18 protein-coding genes are annotated in these 18,691 nt (G+C 32.6%); 3 read left to right on the top strand and 15 right to left on the bottom strand.

What is annotated here, in order from left to right; all coding sequences use genetic code 11:
- Nucleotides 1-72 precede the first annotated feature (72 nt).
- The 15 genes from Q0770_RS13935 to Q0770_RS13865 form a co-directional block, all read right to left on the bottom strand.
- A complete protein-coding gene (locus Q0770_RS13935; RefSeq protein ID WP_299117977.1) occupies nt 73-315 on the bottom strand; it encodes a DUF6095 family protein in 243 nt (80 codons plus the stop codon).
- Nucleotides 302-1,123, bottom strand: coding sequence for an N-acetylmuramic acid 6-phosphate etherase (gene murQ, locus Q0770_RS13930; protein ID WP_299117976.1), 822 nt, complete (start codon nt 1,121-1,123; stop codon nt 302-304). Before murQ ends, Q0770_RS13935 begins: the two co-directional genes overlap by 14 nt.
- A 128-nt stretch (nt 1,124-1,251) precedes the next feature.
- On the bottom strand, nt 1,252-2,067 hold the full coding sequence (locus Q0770_RS13925; protein WP_299117975.1) for a DUF4249 domain-containing protein: 816 nt from the start codon (nt 2,065-2,067) through the stop codon (nt 1,252-1,254).
- A gap of 1 nt (nt 2,068) precedes the next feature.
- Nucleotides 2,069-4,444 carry a TonB-dependent receptor gene (locus Q0770_RS13920; RefSeq protein WP_299117974.1) on the bottom strand — a complete coding sequence of 792 codons (2,376 nt, stop codon included), beginning with the start codon at nt 4,442-4,444 and terminating at the stop codon, nt 2,069-2,071.
- 62 nt (nt 4,445-4,506) lie between these two features.
- Nucleotides 4,507-6,726, bottom strand: a complete 2,220-nt coding sequence (locus Q0770_RS13915; RefSeq protein WP_299117973.1) for an NADP-dependent isocitrate dehydrogenase — start codon at nt 6,724-6,726, stop codon at nt 4,507-4,509.
- 102 nt (nt 6,727-6,828) lie between these two features.
- Nucleotides 6,829-7,404 carry a pentapeptide repeat-containing protein gene (locus tag Q0770_RS13910; RefSeq protein WP_299117972.1) on the bottom strand — a complete coding sequence of 192 codons (576 nt, stop codon included), beginning with the start codon at nt 7,402-7,404 and terminating at the stop codon, nt 6,829-6,831.
- Between the two features lie 649 nt (nt 7,405-8,053).
- Complete coding sequence (gene rplS / locus Q0770_RS13905; RefSeq protein ID WP_299117971.1) at nt 8,054-8,404, bottom strand: 50S ribosomal protein L19; 351 nt, start codon at nt 8,402-8,404, stop codon at nt 8,054-8,056.
- Nucleotides 8,405-8,792: 388 nt separating this feature from the next.
- Complete coding sequence (gene trmD, locus Q0770_RS13900) at nt 8,793-9,470, bottom strand: tRNA (guanosine(37)-N1)-methyltransferase TrmD (RefSeq protein WP_299117970.1); 678 nt, start codon at nt 9,468-9,470, stop codon at nt 8,793-8,795.
- 90 nt (nt 9,471-9,560) lie between these two features.
- The gene (locus Q0770_RS13895; RefSeq protein ID WP_299117969.1) at nt 9,561-10,205 is read right to left on the bottom strand and encodes a hypothetical protein; all 645 of its coding nucleotides are present in this window, start codon (nt 10,203-10,205) and stop codon (nt 9,561-9,563) included.
- A 214-nt stretch (nt 10,206-10,419) separates the two neighbouring features.
- Entirely contained in the window at nt 10,420-11,361 is a 942-nt protein-coding gene (locus tag Q0770_RS13890; protein WP_299117968.1) for a hypothetical protein, read from the bottom strand.
- 109 nt (nt 11,362-11,470) lie between these two features.
- Nucleotides 11,471-11,905, bottom strand: a complete 435-nt coding sequence (locus tag Q0770_RS13885) for a DUF1801 domain-containing protein (RefSeq protein ID WP_299117967.1) — start codon at nt 11,903-11,905, stop codon at nt 11,471-11,473.
- 5 nt (nt 11,906-11,910) lie between these two features.
- Nucleotides 11,911-12,351, bottom strand: coding sequence for a GNAT family N-acetyltransferase (locus tag Q0770_RS13880; protein ID WP_299117966.1), 441 nt, complete (start codon nt 12,349-12,351; stop codon nt 11,911-11,913).
- A 52-nt stretch (nt 12,352-12,403) separates the two neighbouring features.
- The gene (locus tag Q0770_RS13875) at nt 12,404-13,024 is read right to left on the bottom strand and encodes a tRNA (guanine-N1)-methyltransferase (RefSeq protein WP_299117965.1); all 621 of its coding nucleotides are present in this window, start codon (nt 13,022-13,024) and stop codon (nt 12,404-12,406) included.
- A 135-nt stretch (nt 13,025-13,159) separates the two neighbouring features.
- Nucleotides 13,160-14,608, bottom strand: coding sequence for a glyceraldehyde-3-phosphate dehydrogenase (locus Q0770_RS13870; RefSeq protein WP_299117964.1), 1,449 nt, complete (start codon nt 14,606-14,608; stop codon nt 13,160-13,162).
- 171 nt (nt 14,609-14,779) lie between these two features.
- A complete protein-coding gene (locus tag Q0770_RS13865; RefSeq protein WP_299117963.1) occupies nt 14,780-16,195 on the bottom strand; it encodes a trypsin-like peptidase domain-containing protein in 1,416 nt (471 codons plus the stop codon).
- A gap of 126 nt (nt 16,196-16,321) precedes the next feature.
- Here Q0770_RS13865 and dapF point away from each other — a divergent pair, with 126 nt between their 5' ends.
- From dapF to mltG, 3 genes are read left to right on the top strand one after another with little or no spacing between them, the layout of a single operon-like run.
- Nucleotides 16,322-17,104, top strand: a complete 783-nt coding sequence (dapF, locus tag Q0770_RS13860) for a diaminopimelate epimerase (protein ID WP_299117962.1) — start codon at nt 16,322-16,324, stop codon at nt 17,102-17,104.
- Nucleotides 17,098-17,622, top strand: coding sequence for a GNAT family N-acetyltransferase (locus Q0770_RS13855; RefSeq protein WP_299117961.1), 525 nt, complete (start codon nt 17,098-17,100; stop codon nt 17,620-17,622). The genes dapF and Q0770_RS13855 overlap by 7 nt, the downstream gene beginning before the upstream one ends.
- A gap of 1 nt (nt 17,623) precedes the next feature.
- Complete coding sequence (mltG, locus tag Q0770_RS13850; RefSeq protein ID WP_299117960.1) at nt 17,624-18,667, top strand: endolytic transglycosylase MltG; 1,044 nt, start codon at nt 17,624-17,626, stop codon at nt 18,665-18,667.
- Nucleotides 18,668-18,691: the final 24 nt, after the last annotated feature.

Genomic DNA, 18,691 nt, shown 5'->3' with positions numbered 1-18,691 from the left:
CTAACGATTGGGTCTTTTTTTGTTTTTATAAATAAGTAAATGAAAATAAATTTTGAGAATAGATGAAAGTTGTTATTTGTTCTTTTTGCCAAACAAACTATCCATGATTGTTTGGATGCCTTTGAACAATGTTATAATTGCTCCTAGGCATAATAAGATTCCTAATATTATTAATGGAATGTAAAGTGGTTTTTCTTTATTTGAGAATGCAATATGTAGTGCAGTAGGACCACTAAACATTAAAATTAGACATATAATCATAATGCGAATACCTTTGCTTAATATGTCTTTATCTGTGCGCTTAGTTTCTTCCATTTTTTAAATGTTTTATTACCTCTCTAACATTACCGTATTTGTCTAATAACTCTTTTGCCTTAAATTCAGATATATTAAGTTCTTTTACTAGCATTTGTGTACCTCGATTTACTAATTTGTGATTACTCAATTGCATATCTACCATTTTATTTCCTTTGACCTTACCTAACTGAATCATAGTTGCAGTAGTAATCATATTAAGAACAAGTTTTTGTGCTGTACCAGCTTTCATTCTTGAGCTACCTGTTATAAATTCTGGACCTACGATTACTTCTATAGGATAATTTGCTTCTATAGAAATAGGGCTTTGATGATTACAAACAATACATCCAGTGACTATGTTTTGTTCATTACATTTCTTGAGCCCATGGAGTACATAAGGCGTTGTGCCAGAAGCAGCAATGCCAACAACTATATCTTTATCAGTTATGTTATATGCTTTTAAGTCTGCCCAAGACTGTTCTTTAGAATCTTCTGCAAATTCAACAGCTTTTCTTATAGCTGAATCTCCGCCAGCAATTAAACCAATAACCAAATCATGAGATACTCCAAATGTTGGAGGACATTCTGACGCATCTAAGATACCCAAACGACCGCTAGTACCAGCACCTATGTAAAATAAGCGGCCATCATTTTTGAGTTTTTCTACAACTTGTTTTATAAGACTTTCAATCTGAGGAAGTGCTTCTTCTACAGCTAAAGCTACTGTTTTATCTTCATTATTAATATTAGTAATAATCTCATTAACAGACATGTTTTCGAGATTATTGTAGTTGGAATCTTTTTCTGTAGTTTTTTCGAAATTCATTGTATAAAAATAATGAATTTGTTTGCGTTAGCGATAGAAACGGCATCCTTTTGCATAGCAAAAGATATAGTGTATAACGCGACCATAACAATATGTGTTGTTATGGTAACGCCCAAATAATAATTTATTTATTGAACAGTATAAACAACTTCATCTACTTCGGATAATCTAAAATATCCGAAAGGAAAATTATCTTGATTAGTTTGATTTATACAATTACCTCTTACGGTTGCTGGTTGAGTTTCAAAAGGGCCACCGTTGTCCTCACTACCTTGTTGTAAAAGTGTAAACATGAATTGATAGAAACGCTCCGAGACACCATAATTACGAATTGTTACTTGGTCTCCTGCTTGTAAGTCCTCTTCGGTATAAAAACCAAAAATCTGATTTCCATCAGTAAACCTATCTTCGTATACTTCTAAGGTTGGAATTACAGGAATATCACTTATAAATTCGAAAAAGTAATAGTTCTCAATATTTGCTGGATCTGTGTAAAAAGCTTTTAACTCTATATCCTCACCTAAAAAACCACCATCATCTCTTTGTTCAACAAAATCTATTGGCACTACAGACTTAAGTGTTTCTGTTGCTGTGTAAAGTTCGTTATTATAAAAAACGGAAAGTATATATGTAGTATCTATAACTGGGATGAAATTTGAATTCCTATAAATACCAGTAACTCCATCTTCTATAAAATTAAAAGTATTTCCGTTTGTATCTGATATAGATATTATGGCACCGTTTGCCGGTTGGACATCCTCATCAAAAAAAGGCGCTGTTAATGATAGTCGTATACTTTGCTCATTACCTGGAGTGTCTTTAAACCAATTAATACCTGCATCAATAACTAATCTTTGTGATGCTTCGTTTAAATCTACTTCTATAACATCTTCACAAGAAAATGTGATGACCGCTATTATTAATATTACTATAATCTTTTTCATCTTAAAATTGGAAGTTATAGGTTACTGCTGGGACTATACCAAAAATGGCAAATCTAGTGGCTTCATTTCTGCCTGTCATTCTATTTTCTCTAAAGGTTATGCTTGTGGCATTACGTCTGTTGTAAATATTATAAAGACTAAATACCCATTGTCCTTTAAATTTCTTTTCGGAATCTGGTTTTGGATTGTAATTTACTGAAAGGTCAAGTCTGTGATAACTTGTTAAGCGACTTGAGTTTCTAGCTTCAAAGACTGGTATAGTAAGTCCATTAAATTGATATTGTCCATTTGGGAATGTAGCTGGTATACCGGTTTGGAATAAGAAATTACTATTTATGCTCCATTTTTTATTAAGCTCGTAAGACCCAGTTAGTGTTATATCATGAGTTTTGTCCCATGGTGTATTATACCATTCACCATTATTTATACCTGTTTCTAAAGGTGTTCTTCCTGGAGTGCGTTGTTCAGACTTAGACAAAGTATATGCTAACCATCCTTTTAATCGACCTTCATTTTTTCGTAATAAAATTTCTAATCCATACGCTCTTGCTTCTCCGTTTAAAATGACTTGCTCAATAGCATCATTGGCAATTAAATCTGCACCATCAATATAATCTATACGGTTTTTAATGGTTTTGTAAAAAGTTTCTACTTCTAGTGAGTAAGCATCGTTATTAAAATTCTTGAAATAACCCAATGCGACTTGATCTAAAAGCTGTGGTTTTATAAACTTGCCACTAGGCGCCCAAACGTCCAGTGGTGTTGGAGAGCTTGTATTAGAAAGCAAATGTAAATATTGAGATAAACGATTATAGCTAGCCTTTATTGAAGAAGATTCATTTAATTGATAAGCTACAGAAGCTCTAGGTTCTATATTTGCAAAAGACTCTAAAATATCACTTCTACTAAATGTTTCTGTACCAATAGGTTCTGCCTTCTCGTAAATCTGAAGTTGTTGGTTAAAACTTACAGGGTTATTATTTTGATAGACATTTAACTCGTCTTGCCCTAATCTATGAAAAGTACTTAGGCGCGCGCCATAAGACACCGAAAGCTTATCAGATAATTTATGCTCGGCGTCTATATATAACGCATTTTCAAATGCATATTTGTCTATAAGTTTATCTGGGTTAATACCAGAATTCTCGTCAATAGGTTGAATCTCGCCTGGATTAAACTTATAATAAATACTATTAAGACCATATTCTAGCTTGAATTTATCACTGATGTAATGCTTTAAATCATACTTGATATTGAAATTTGTAATCCCTGATTCCCAATCAAAACCAACAAAATCTAACTCCAAACCATAGAAATAATCTGAATAAATTGCTGATAAGTTTGAAAAGAGTTTATCAGAAAATAAATGATTCCATCTAAAATTTAACACTGTATTTCCATAAGTGTTTTCAAACGTATCACTAAGGCTAAAAACATCACGTCCAAAATATCCAGATAAATAAATGCTGTTTTTTTCGTTTAATCTATAACTAAGTTTGGTGTTTAAATCATAGAAATATGCAATGTTATCAAGGTCGAATAGGGGTAAAAATAAATGTGCATAACTACTACGCCCACCAAGGAGGAAAGAGCCTTTTCCTTTTTTTATTGGACCTTCAGCCAAAAGACGACTTGATACTAAACCAATACCACCGTTAAGATGAAACTCTTGATTGTTACCTTCTTTTTGATAGATGTCTAAAACTGATGATACACGACCACCATACTTTGCTGGAATTCCGCCTTTATAGAGTTTAATATCCTTTATGGCATCAGGATTGAATACTGAAAAGAAACCAAATAAATGCGAAGAATTAAAAATTGTAGCTTCATCTAAAAGAATTAAGTTTTGATCTGCAGAACCTCCACGGACATTAAAACCTGATGAACCTTCACCTGCATTAGTTACTCCAGGAAGTAATGTAATAGATTTTATGACATCTACTTCACCTAAGACAACAGGCATTTGTTTTATAGTCTTTATAGAGAGACGATTAACACTCATTTGAGGCTTTCGGATATTTAGCTTTTCAACATCTTCAGTAATAATAACCTCCTCTAAACTCTCTGCAGACTCTTCAAGTTTAAAATTCAATGTTTTATCTGCATTTAACTCTAAAGTTTGCGTTATGGTTTTAAAACCTAAGTAGCTAATCTGTATTTGATAAGTACCTTCATCTAAAGTAATAGAGTAGAAGCCATACTCATTTGTTACGGTTCCATTTTTTAATTCTGGAATTATAACGTTAACACCAATTAGGGTTTCTGTGGTTTTACTATCTGTAATAATTCCGCTTAAGGTGTACTTGTTTTGGGCAGAAATTATAGATGTCGAAAAAAGAATACATATAAGACTTCCTAATAGGAATTTTCTCATCAATTTGTTTTTATGTAAAAATAAAAAAGCCCCATTTTAGATGAGGCTTTTTTAACTTAAGTTTAATTGAGTATTGTATTGAGTGTTTTGCTTGGTCGCATAGCGCTACTAGTTGATACTTCATTAGGATAATAATAGCCTTCAATATCAACAGAGTTGCCTTGAATGGTATTTAACTCCTCAACAATTTGAGATTCATTTTCTTGTAATCCTTTAAAAACTTGAAAAAACTCTTGCTTTAAATCTGCATTTTTATCTTGATTTGCTAAAGCTTCTGCCCAATACAATGCTAAATAAAAATGGCTTCCTCTGTTATCTAATTCATTAACCTTACGAGAAGGCCCTTTTTTGTTTTGCAATAATTTCTCAGTGGCATCATCTAAAGCTTCACCTACAACTCTTGCCTTTTCATTATTAGTAAAATCTGCATAATGATCTAGAGATACTGCAAGTGCTAAGAACTCTCCAAGAGAATCCCAACGCAAATGATTTTCTGTTACAAATTGTTGTACGTGCTTTGGTGCAGAACCACCTGCACCAGTTTCAAACAATCCACCACCATTCATTAACGGAACAATAGATAGCATTTTTGCACTTGTCCCTAATTCTAAAATTGGGAATAAATCCGTTAAATAATCTCGAAGTACATTTCCTGTAACTGATATGGTATCTTTTCCATCTTTTACACGTTCAAGTGTAAACTCAGTGGCTTTTATAGGCGATAAAATTCTAATATCTAAACCTTCAGTATTATGATTTGGAAGGTATTTATTTACTTTTTTAATTAATTCTGCATCATGAGCTCTATTTTTATCTAACCAAAAAACGGCAGGCGTTTGTGATGCTCTTGCTCTAGTAACTGCTAGTTTTACCCAGTCTTGTATTGGCGCATCTTTTGCTTGACACATTCTCCAAATATCTCCAACTTCAACATTATGAGAAATTAAAACCGTTCCAGAAGCATTAATAACATCTACTTTTCCATTAGAAGATATTTCGAAAGTCTTATCATGAGAACCATACTCTTCAGCTTTTTGAGCCATAAGTCCAACATTTGGTACAGTTCCCATTGTCGTTGGATTGAATGCACCATGTTTTTTACAGAAATCTATAGTAGCTGTATAAATACCTGCATAACTACTATCAGGAATTACTGCTTTGGTATCTTGTTGATTACCTTCAGCATTCCACATTTGTCCAGAAGTACGAATCATTGCAGGCATCGAAGCATCAATAATAACATCACTTGGCACATGAAGATTCGTAATTCCTTTTTCAGAATTTACCATTGCTAAATCTGGTCCGTTCTCAAAAGCAGACTTAATATCTGTTTCGATTTCTTGACGTTTAGCGTCTGAAACTTCTTCTAATTTTTCGATAAGATTTCCAAATCCATTATTAACGTCGACACCTATTTCTTCAAATGTATCTGCATGCTTTTCAAATAAAGGTTTGAAGTAAGCTCTTACAGCATGACCAAAAATAATAGGGTCAGAGACCTTCATCATTGTTGCTTTCATATGTAAAGAAAACAGCACATTATTCTCTTTTGCGTCTTTTACTTGCGCTTCTAAAAATGAAATCAATGCTTTCTGACTCATTCTTGTAGCGTCAATAATTTCACCATCTAATAATGCTAGATTATCTTTAAGAACAGTTTGATTTCCGTTAGCATCTGTATGCACAATCTTAGCGTTTGTAGCACCATTAATAGTTACAGATTTTTCGTTGTGTGCAAAATCTCCATGCGTCATTGTCGCCACATGAGTTTTAGAATCTGATGACCAAGCGCCCATTCTGTGTGGATTTTTCTTAGCGTAATTCTTTACGGCTTTAGGCGCACGTCTATCTGAGTTTCCTTCTCTAAGCACTGGATTTACAGCAGAACCTTTAATCTTATTATATCGAGCTTTGATTGCTTTTTCTTCATCATTTTCTGGCTCGTCTGGATAATCAGGTAAGGTATAACCTTTAGCTTGTAACTCTTCAATAGCATTTGTAAGTTGTGGAACAGAAGCACTAATGTTAGGTAACTTTATAACATTAGCTTGAGGTTGTTTTACTAGCTCACCAAGTTCTGCTAGAGCATCAGACACGCGTTGCTTTTCAGTTAAAAAATCTGGAAAAGCAGACAGTATTCTTGCTGCAAGTGATATGTCTTTGGTTTCTATATTTACGTTTGATGATTTTGTAAACGCTTTTACAATTGGTAAAAACGAACGTGTTGCCAAAGCTGGTGCTTCATCTGTTAACGTATAAAAAATAGTAGAAGATTTTGTCATGTCTGTGTATGCTATTTAGAGTATTAAAGGCTGTTTTTTAGCCGAGCAAATATACAAAATCTTAGGCGTTGTGTAAAGCTAGAATTTATTGTATTTAATAAATTAAGATTTTATTATAATTCCTGAAGAATGGAGTAATCCTGAAAGATTTTCTTCATGAAAGATGGCTTTCTTTAAATTGTTTTTAGAAGGTATAATATTGAAGTTATATGCCGAGGAAAAGTTGGCTTGCTCTAAATTAGTATTATCAAAGATAGCATCTTGTAAATCAGAATCTTTAAAAGCAACTTTTTTGGCTTCAGTATTTGTGAAATCAGTGCTGATTAATTTGCTTGTACTAAAATGAGTACCGTCTATTTTTGTATTAGTAAATGACGCAAAATCTAATATACAATCTGTGAAATTGAAAGCTCTCAAAAAGTCATTAGAATTATTAAACTGTACACCGACCAATTTACACTGCTTAAATTCTACATCTTTAAATTGTGTATGCATAACGTTAACATTACTAAAATTACAGTCTATAAATTCACATTCGATAAAAATATTGTTTGAAATATCAGAGTTTTCGAAGTTACAGCTAACAAAAATGCAGGTATCATATTCTCCTTTAGGTAGTATAGAGGTAGTGTAGTTTTTTTGTTGAAATGTTTTACTGTCTATAAAAGGAAGATTCATTAGGCTAATATAAAAACAAAAAGCCATATCATTCAGTAAACTGATGTTGACATGGCTTTTTTAGAAACGTACTCTACATGACCTATTTAGTTTTCACTAACTCAGCTGATGGGCAAAACCCTCATCTTTTTCAGTTCAAGTATTTCAGATTCTATCGAAATGCTTCATAACTTTCAAAATGTATTGACCTGTTAGTTCACATCTCAAGAGATTTTTTAGTCCGCTTTATCATTAACCTTTACTTTCGCAATAGCAATGTTTGGGCGTCCTGTCTTTACTTTTCGTCACTACAAGTAGTACTTACTTTTCAAAACCTATCATTAATCTAAAAAAATAACCTAAATTATTTTTTAGTTTAAGTTAGTTACTTCACTAGTCTGCATACACAGATTGTTCCGCAACTGAAAAAATCTCATTAAACAAAGAACGTTACTCTGTTACAATTTAACATAAATCTGAAAATAAATTCAAAACCAAACTGGGTTCGTTGTCAATTGTTTAGCTAAAGTATATTTTTAGTTAAGAATTCCAAATTTTTTAACACAGTAGATATTCACAATTTATAAACCGCAGTTATTAACAAAAGTTAATAACTAAAAAAGCCCTGAGAATCAGGGCTTTTAAATATTTTTGGCAAGCTATTAAAGGCTTATTTTCTGATTTCTTTAATTCTTGCTTTCTTACCAGTAAGACCTCTAAAGTAGAAGATACGAGCTCTACGTACTTTACCTTGCTTATTAACTTCGATTTTTTGTAGCGCAGGTAAGTTCACTGGGAAAATACGTTCTACACCAATAGTACCAGACATTTTACGAATAGTAAATGTCTCAGAAGTTCCACTTCCTTTACGTTGTAATACAACACCTCTAAAGAACTGTGTACGTGTTTTGTTCCCTTCTTTAATTTCGTAGTATACAGTAATTGTATCACCAGCACTAAAATCCGGTAAATCTTTTCTTGTTACAAACTCGTCTTGTACAAATTTTACTAAAGACTCCATGTTATTTTGTTTATAATAGTTAATTCAAACCAACATTCACGATTCTCGCCAGAGGTTAATCTAAAATTGGGTGCAAAGATAGTTAAAAAGTGTATAATATAAAGTGAAAAGTAAAAAAGTTTAAAGTAAAAAGTTAAGAAGTATTTTACCTAATTATTCTGAAATTTTGTTTTAGAAAACAGAGAAATAAATGTAAGCGCAAATCACTGATATAGATACAAAGACAATCAAACCTACTAATCCATTTAAAAAACTCTGATTTTTGATTTGATTCAAACTTTTCTTTTTTCCAGTAAGTTTAAAGAAATAGTATCTTGAGTATTTTCCTAAAGAACTACAAATTATATTTCTAAGTATTAGCTCTGTAAGAACATCCATGATTTATTATTTAATCATCTAATAAATCAGGTCGGCGTTCTTTGGTACGTTGATAAGCTTGTTCTTCGCGCCATTTTTCTATTTCACCAAAGTTACCACTAAATAGTACTTTAGGGACTTTCATGCCATCGTATTCTCTTGGTCTTGTGTAGATTGGAGGCGCTAGCAAATTATCTTGAAAGCTATCAGTTAATGCTGAAGTCTCATTACCCAAAACACCAGGAATTAAACGTATCACAGCATCGCAAAGTACTGCAGCACCTAACTCTCCACCAGAGAGCACATAATCCCCAATAGAAATTTCGCGAGTTATAAACTTATCTCTGACGCGTTGGTCTACACCTTTGTAATGGCCACAAAGAATAATAATGTTTTCTTTTAAGGACACTTGGTTGGCAATACTTTGGTTTAGACGCTCACCATCTGGCGTCATATAAATAATGTCGTCGTAATTACGCTCTGCTTTCAAGCCTGTGATGCATTTGTCTATAGGCTCAATCATCATAACCATACCAGCACCGCCACCAAATTGGTAGTCGTCTATAGATTTGTAGTTGTCTGTTGTGTAATCCCTAAGATTATGAAAATGAACTTCAACCAAACCTGCATCTATCGCACGTTTGAGTATAGAGGCCTCAAAAGGACTTTTTAAGAGTTCTGGTAAAACAGTGATAATATCTATACGCATTTTGCAAAGATGCGATTAATCTTGGAAATTGGGAAATGGGATTTAGATATTCCCTTTTAGTAATTTATCTTTAATGTAGGAATTAACAGTTTAATTTTTACTTGAGCGATAAGCAAAATATAACAATGGAAAATGTATAATAAAGTTCAGTGCATAATTCAAATAGGGTCTATTGTATATCAATGGAATTTTATAAGCTATCCAAGTGATTAAAGATATAAGACCCATTAAAATTATAATAGCAGCTAAGGAACCAAGAATATTTTTTATCTCACGATGAATACTACCTGTAAATGGTAATATTAATAATACTAGTATAAGTAATATGAAAAAATAGTTTGATGACAATACCATCCAAAATAATGACCGCTTACTATTCCTTTCTTCTTTGTTCTCATTTTTAATGATTGGATTTTCAACTGTAATCTTTTGCTTTGAATAACTTTCTAAAAACTCATTTAAGACTTCAGAGTAATGTCTTTGATTTAAAATCCTTTTCTCAGTAAGTCTAATTTTTTTTAGTTCCAACGAATTTTCTGCATAAATGACTTTTAGTTGATTTAATTTAATTAACTGTTCAGTTTTATTATTAACGTAATAATTATAGGTAAGGTTAAAGGCATAATCAGAGAAAACTAATAAACCAAAAAGAGTAATTACTATTCCAGCTTTCAATCCAATAGATGTAGATTTATCTTTAGCGAATGAAAAAATGTCTCTTATAAAGTCAATCATTTATTTTTATATAAAATTGATAGTCAAATATATAAATCACATATGATAAGTAGAAGTTATCATGGTATTGTTACTTAATTACCAAAATAAATAATCTAGATTCTAGAATAGAATCAGTTTTACTACTTCGACTTATTCAGCATAAGTAAACGAAGTTATTAGAAAATGACTACAATGTCAACCTGCAATCATTAATACAAAAAAGGAAGCTTATCTAGGGTCTTGCATTCAAAGCATCACTATATCGATAGATGCCAAAGCCTTTAAGGTTTATGTATTCTTTATTAGTAATATCCGTACTGGCGTCAAAATCCTCGCTCCATTCTACAAATGCATTTTCAAATTCGTTATTCATACCAGTTGTTGAAAAGTAATCCCATATTTCTGGAGATGGCGACGATTGAAATACATTAAATAGAATAACAATATTTACTTCTTTGTTAAGTTCCATTCCAGCTTGCGCTAGTAAATTCAGCTTATTTACTATAGAGTTTTCTAATGTAGAGCCAGATAGTAACCAAGCATCATTATGGTAGTTGGTTAAGAAAATCTCGTCATGATGCATGACTAATTCTTTTGCTATAGCTAGACTTGGTGGTAATCCTGGGTCTTTAATCTTACCAATATAAAATTGACGAGTAACACCTGCATTGAGTGGTGTTGTATCTCCTGGTGGTGGCGTGAATTTTAAGTCATTAATCTTATCAATCCAAGGTGCATAGTTATCCGCAAAATTCATACTGCCGTTCCAGAATTCAATTTCACTAACTATACCATCTGGTCTATTGTCTTTGCGTCCATCATGATAGCCTTCAATCTCTGTAAAAGAATCACCAAAACCCGCAGAGACAAAAGACACTTTAAGATATGGTGATTGATTATGCGCTTTGTCTACAAAAGCACGTAAGTCATCATCAAGGCCATCTCCAAGAGCGGCTCCAATATTATATAGATATATATCTGTAAAATCGTTGACGTCTACCCAAGCTAATAAATCGTCCTCGAGTGCGCTGTTTCCTAAAATACCAGCAGTATAAAAATCATTGATGTATATACCCCGATGTTCTGCTAGAAGACCAATTGAAATAGTATCGTCATCATCGTCACAGGAGAAGAATAAGACAAAAATCAGGAACAAAGTAGTTATATGTTTCATATCATAAATGTTTATGTTATGTCAAAATAAAACCAATCTGTAAGCTTATTTAAGCATAACAGCTTGTTACTAAGGATAGTGAATAAGAAATAATTGATATTTTTTCTGGTTAATTCCTACAAGCGCATTCATGATGCTCATTTAGATATGCGATTGATGCTAGGCTGATTTTTTTTAAAGCTTCGATATTTATATCTGAAAGTTTTTTTACATATATGCATGCTTTTCCCATTTTAAATTTCCCCAAGTCATCTAACAAGGGTTTATGCTCTTCAGTGGGAGAATACACATATAATGAAAATGCTGTTTTTCTTGGTGAAAAGCCTAATAATGGGGCATCGCCTTCATGACCACTAGTATATTTATAATGATAACTGCCAAAACCAATAATTGTTGGTCCCCACATTTTGGGCTCAAAGCCAGACCATTTTGTCAATAGTTCTATGAGTTGTAAGCTATCAGCTTTTTTTAAGTCGTTGTCTACGTAAGAATTAATAAATTCGATAACGTCTTTTTCAGTTTCTACTGTTTTGTTTTTTGCCATTGTATTTAATGTGTATTGGTCCAAAAGAAATGCAAATCAGAGTCAGGCTCAAAACCTAATCGTTGATATAAATTTTGTGCTGGATTATCATGTGCTGTTTGTATGGCTATACCTTTTTGCTTTTGTGCTATACAAAGTGCTTTGGCTTTATTTATGAGCGCTTCTCCAACGCCTTTACCGCGACAGTAGTCAGACACATATAAATCGTTAAGTAAATACATGCGCTCCATGGACACTGATGAAAACAAATGATAAAGTTGTGTAAAGCCAACAGGATTATCTTCTAAATATGCCATAAAAATAACAGAGTCATTTTTTTTTAAGCGCTCTAATAAAAATTGTTTTGTTTTTGGCAAGTTGCTTTCTTGCTTATAAAATGTTCTATAACCATCAAACAATGGAATGAGGTCTCCGAGATGGTCTATGGTTGCTTTGCGTATAGTCATAAAAAAAATCCGTAACTGTAAATTACGGATTTTGATTTATTCTATAATGCTATTAAGATTTATTTTTATTAATTTCGTCTTGTAATTGACGTCTTACTTTCTGCTCGCGCTCTAATGCCACACGACGATGTTCTTCAAATTCGACTTCGACTTCTTCTAATTTACGCTTAGCAGCTTTAGTAGAGGAGTTGCTACTTTTAAAACGAAAAACAAATAATAAAGCTAAAGCCAATAAGCCAGCAATAATACCCCACATTAAAACATTATAACCCGTTTTACTCATTTGCATACCAAATAGAGACATGCTGTCTTTTTCGGCATTTGTATTTGTAAGTTCTGTTTGTGTATTGCTAAGCTGAGATTTTAGAGATTCAATTTCTTTAGCTTGATTATTAACTGTTTTTTCAGAACTATTCAATTTGGCATAAGTTGTTTTTAGTGAGTCTAAAACATGTGCCTTTAAAGTTAGTAAAGAACTGTATTTTACAGCTTCGTATTTTTGACCGTTAGTCCCTTTAAAATTTCCTGATTTCCTGAATATATATTCAAACTGGCTATCAATAGTACCACTATCTAATGATAATTCTTCGTTCTGTGTCGTTTCTTGGGCAATAGTAAAAGAGTAGTTTAGCATTAAAGCTAATAAGACTATTAATTTGGTTGCATTTTTCATTTTTGGTTGCGTTAGGTTAAGACATGTCCAATATAGGGATTTTAACAATATTTCTTGAGTTTCTATAAACAAATAGCCCTACAAATTGTAAGGCTATTGATATACGTTGAAACGTCTACTTTAGATTATATAAATCTAATAATAAGTGTAGCGTCTTACTTTTGATACATATTTAGCTAAACGAATAACTTGATGGCTATAGCCATATTCATTATCGTACCAGATATATAATACGGCATTTTTACCATCAGCTCTTACAATAGTTGCCTTGCTGTCATAGATTGAAGGTGCTGAGCTTCCAACAATATCACTAGATACAAGCTCATCGCTCATTTCGTATTTGATTTGTTCTACCAAATCACCTTCAAGTGCATACTTTTTCATGATAGCATTCATAGCTTCAACAGAAGTTTCTCTATCAAGTTCTAAATTCAAAATTGCTAAAGACCCATTAGGTACAGGAACCCTAATAGCGTTAGAAGTTAGTTTTCCTTCTAAAGATGGCAATGCTTTACTCACTGCTTTTCCAGCGCCAGTTTCTGTAATTACCATGTTAAGTCCTGCAGCACGACCTCTTCTGTATTTTTTATGAAAATTATCTACTAAGTTTTGGTCATTTGTATAGGCATGAATTGTTTCTAAATGACCAGATTTTACACCATAAGAATCTTCGATAGCCTTTAATATTGGTGTAATAGCATTAGTTGTACAAGATGCCGCTGAGAAAATCTTAATCTTATCTGGATTGTTCTCTAAATGATTAACACCATGTACAATATTAGGAATACCTTTTCCTGGAGCAGTTAATAATACTTTGTCTGCACCTTTTGGTACCAAGTGTCTTTCTAAAGCTTCTTTGTCTCTGAAAGCACCAGTGTTATCTATGATTAAAGCATCGCTTATGCCATATTTAGTATAGTCGATATCTTCTGGCGCATTGGCCGATATGATGTTTACTGTAGTTCCGTTAATGATTAAAGCTTCATTTTTTACGTCTACAGTTACGGTACCAGAGAAATCACCATGAACAGAATCATTTCTTAATAATGATGCTCTTTTTTCTAAAACAGTAGCATCAATAGCACCACGGGTTACAATAGCTCTTAATCGCATTTGACTGCCTTTACCGGTCTTAGTCATTAACTCTCTAGCAAGTAAGCGACCTATACGTCCAAAACCATATAGTACAACATCTTTTGGTGCAATACCATTACTATCTTCAGCATCTTTTAATTTATCTGCGACAAAGCTTAATGCGTTGCTAAATTTTTCGTCTTCTAAGTGATACTCGTAAGTCAATTTACCAATATCTAATTTCGCAGGTGGCAAGTCAAGCTGATTGATTGCTTTAGCAATCTCAACAGAATCAAAAATTGAAATTGGTTTTTGAACAAATTCTCCAGCATATTCATGTAGGTTTAAAATATCGCTTACTGTTCTGTCAATTAATGGATTTCTGAAAATAACCAGTTCAATTGACTTATCATACCATAAATCGTTTAAGATTTTAATAAACTCTACAGTTGCGCGACGTCTGTCAGCTTGAAAAGCTAATTCTTTTTCGTAAGTGTCTTTTACGGGCATTGTGTTGTGTGTTTTGTTGTTTTTTAATTTGAAAGCTATCAATTATACTTTCTAAATTTTCGGCAAAAATAATATATTTCAAACGTTTTCGTAGCGCATTTTTACAAAAATAAAAACCCTTTGAAATAATATATTTCAAAGGGTTTAATTTATTGGTGTTTTTAGATTGTTTTACCTGAAAATAATTTCTTTCTTTTGACCATATGTGTCAATAAACTCTATGCTTTTTAGATTTTCATTAAAATCATTTCCATATTTATCATAAAGCGCTTTAATATCTTTTGTGGATTCAATTTTGTTACCATTTATACCAGTAATCACATAATTTCTTTTTATCCCTACTTTTTGAGCTAAGAATTGATTTTTATTTTCGATAACTAGTGCGCCACTATCATAAGTTTCAGGATACTCATTTTTAACTTTCTCAGGAATATCTTTAAACTGTATATCCATAAATTCAACATAAATATCATCCCTTTTTGTAAGTGTAACAGGAATTGTTTTTAAATCATTTCCTCTTAACACTTCTACATTGACAACATCATTAACACTTTTAGTTTTTAAATAGCCAGACAATTCAGAAAATTTAGTAACCTCAATGTTGTCTAACCCTTTAATGATATCTCCAGGCTTTATTCCAGCAATTGCAGCGCCAGATTTACTGTCAACTTCACTAACATATACGCCTTGTATTTCATCAACACCTAATTTCTTAGCTTCATCTGTATCTCTTCTTAATGCAGAAATACCTAAAATCACATCTTGTACATCACCAAATTCCATTATGTCTTCGACAATTTTACGAGCAATATTGCTAGGTACAGCAAAAGAATAGCCTACATATGAGCCTGTTTGGGAAGAGATAGCTGTATTAATACCTACCAGTTCACCATTGATATTTACTAAAGCACCACCTGAGTTCCCTGGATTTACAGCAGCATCTGTTTGAATAAATGACTGTCCGCCAGATAAGTCTCTGGATTTAGCACTAATAATCCCGGCTGTAACTGTTGAGGTTAAATTAAAAGGATTGCCAACTGCTAAAACCCATTCACCAATTTGAGTTGCGTCTGAATTTCCAAAGGCCACAAATGGTAATTTTTCTTCGGTGTCTATTTTTAGTAATGCAATATCGTTTTTAGAGTCTGTGCCGACTAATTCTGCCATATAAGTTCTATTATCATTGAGTGTAATAGAAATTTCTACAGCACCTCTTATAACATGATTGTTTGTAATGATATGTCCGTCTGGAGAAATTATAACACCAGAACCTGCACCGGCAAGTTGTCTGCGTTCAGGAGCACGTCCGCTAAAAACATCACCCCATGTTTGAGGACTTCGATTAATCTGTGTATTCTTTACATGGACAACCGCATCAATAGTTTTGTTTGCCGCTGTAATTAAATCTGGTCGTTCTGTGTTTGTTAGTAAGGCATTATTTGTAGATGTAGGTATATATACTGGAAGTTGTGTGTTATTGTCGGTTGCAACTTGAACTTGCTCTTCTTCAACAAATAGTTTATAGCCACCAAGGGTTAATAAGCCGCCTAATGCAGAAACACATATTAATGTTAAAATTTTCTTCATATTCTTCAGTTTTTAGTTATTCTATTTAACGTTTAAAATTATCGAATTATTGATTTTTATATTCAACTTTAACTACGATTTAACAACATAGTTTAAGGTGTTTTATTCTTATATTTGCCAGTAATTATGACACTCAATTTTTATAAATATCAGGGTACGGGCAATGATTTTGTTATCATAGATAATAGGTCGTTATTATTTGATAAATCTAACAGCAAAAATATTGCCAAGCTATGTGATCGCCGATTTGGTATTGGGGCAGATGGATTAATTCTTTTAGAAAACCACCCTGAAGAAGATTTTAGAATGGTGTATTATAATGCCGATGGAAACGAAAGTAGTATGTGCGGCAATGGAGGAAGATGTATTACTGCTTTTGCAAAATTTCTTGGCGTCATAGATAGAACAACTACTTTTGAAGCTATTGATGGTCTTCATAAAGCTGAAATTAAAAATGGTATTGTGAGATTGCAAATGCAAGATGTTTCTCATATCGAAACTTTTGAAAACCATTTGTTTTTAGATACAGGTTCTCCGCATCATGTAGAATTGGTAGGCAATTTAAAAGATTTTGACGTTAAAAATAATGGTGAAGCAATACGATATGGAGCACCTTACAATGAAGCAGGTTCTAATATTAATTTCGTCAAGCAAACCTCCAAGAATAGTTTTGCAGTAAGAACTTACGAACGTGGTGTGGAAAACGAGACACTATCTTGTGGTACTGGTGTTACTGCTGTGGCGCTGGCAATGCACAAAAGCGGAAAGACTACATCCAAGGAAGTAGATTTACAGACTCAAGGAGGAGAACTCAAAATTGTTTTTGATGTTTCAGAGCGTGGTGATTACAATAATATTTGGCTTATTGGCCCAGCAACACAGGTTTTTAAAGGCGAAATTTCATGGTAACTCTAAAAGGTAAGCATACATATCTCAGGGCTTTAGAAAAAGAAGATTTAGATTTTATATATGAGGTTGAAAACAACGAAAACATTTGGGAGTTAAGTCATACGCAAACACCATATTCACGCTTTTTGATTCAGCAATATCTAGAAAATGCACATCAAGATATCTATGAAGCAAAACAACTGCGATTGGTAATCTCTAATTACGATAATAAGACCTTAGGCTTGATTGATATTTTTGATTTTGATTTTAAAAATAAAAGAGCAGGTATAGGAATTGTTATTGCTGAAGCGGAAAATAGAGGAAAAGGGCATGGGCATGAAGCCCTTGATTTACTGGTAAATTATTGTTTCACAAAATTGAATCTGCACCAGTTATATTGTAATATCTCTGCAGATAATATAAATAGCCTTAAGCTTTTTGAAAATAGAGGTTTCAAAAGAATAGGATTAAAAAACGATTGGAATTATACTAACGAAGGCTTTAAAAACGAGTACCTTCTTCAACTTATAAATAACTAATATGTATATAAAAAAGATACTTTGGGCTATAGCTATAATAGGTTTAATTGCTTTTGGAGCAATTGCTTATTATTTCTACAATGCAATGTTTAGTCCAAATACTAATTTTGAAGAAGATTCAAAATATATCTATATCTCTAGTGGAGATACTTACCGTGAAGTAAGGCAAAAACTAATGCCGTTGCTAGATGATATTGACAGTTTTGATGCTTTGGCAAAGCAAAAAAAGTATATCGCTTATGTTAAAGCTGGAAAGTATCAGATAAAAAAAGGCATGAATAACAATGAGATTATTAACTCTATCCGAAGTAATAACATTGCTATAAAACTATCTTTTAATAATCAGAATTCTTTAGAAAATTTAGCTGGACGAATTTCTTCTCAAATCGAAGTAGATAGTCTAAGTCTTTTAAAAGCTATGAAAGATGAAAGTTTCTTATCTAAAGCAGGCTTTAAAACAGAGACAGCTTTGGGTATGTATTTGCCTAATAGTTATCAGGTCTTTTGGAATACATCTGCACAAGGTTTTGTAGAACGGATGTACAAAGAATACAATAGATTTTGGAATGCAGATAGGTTAGCGAAAGCAAAAGCTCTGGGTTTTTCAAAAAATGAGGTCATTGCATTGGCATCTATAGTTTATGAAGAATCAAAACAAAAAGTAGAACAACCAAGAGTGGCAGGAGTATATATTAATAGAATAAAAATAGGAATGAAATTAGATGCTGATCCAACGCTAAAATTTGCAGCCTATAAATTACCCAAATACAAAAATAAAATTATACGTCGAGTACTTAATGTTCATAAAGAGATAGATTCTCCGTATAACACCTATAAATATGCTGGACTTCCACCAGGGTTAATAGCAATGCCTGACTTATCTGCTATTGATGCTGTGCTTAACTATGAAAAACATAATTATTACTATTTTGCTGTAGATCCTAAAAAGCCAGGATTTCATAGGTTTGCAAAAAGCTTAAGTCAGCATAATAGTAATGCTCGAGCTTATCATAGATATTTAGATCAAAAAGGTATAAAAAAGTAATTTGAGAAATGTTTTTTGTTCAAT

Source organism: uncultured Winogradskyella sp., from assembly GCF_947501905.1.
Classification (GTDB): domain Bacteria; phylum Bacteroidota; class Bacteroidia; order Flavobacteriales; family Flavobacteriaceae; genus Winogradskyella.
Note: the sequence above shows the minus strand (reverse complement) of the source record. Positions and strands in the feature narration are given on the sequence as shown.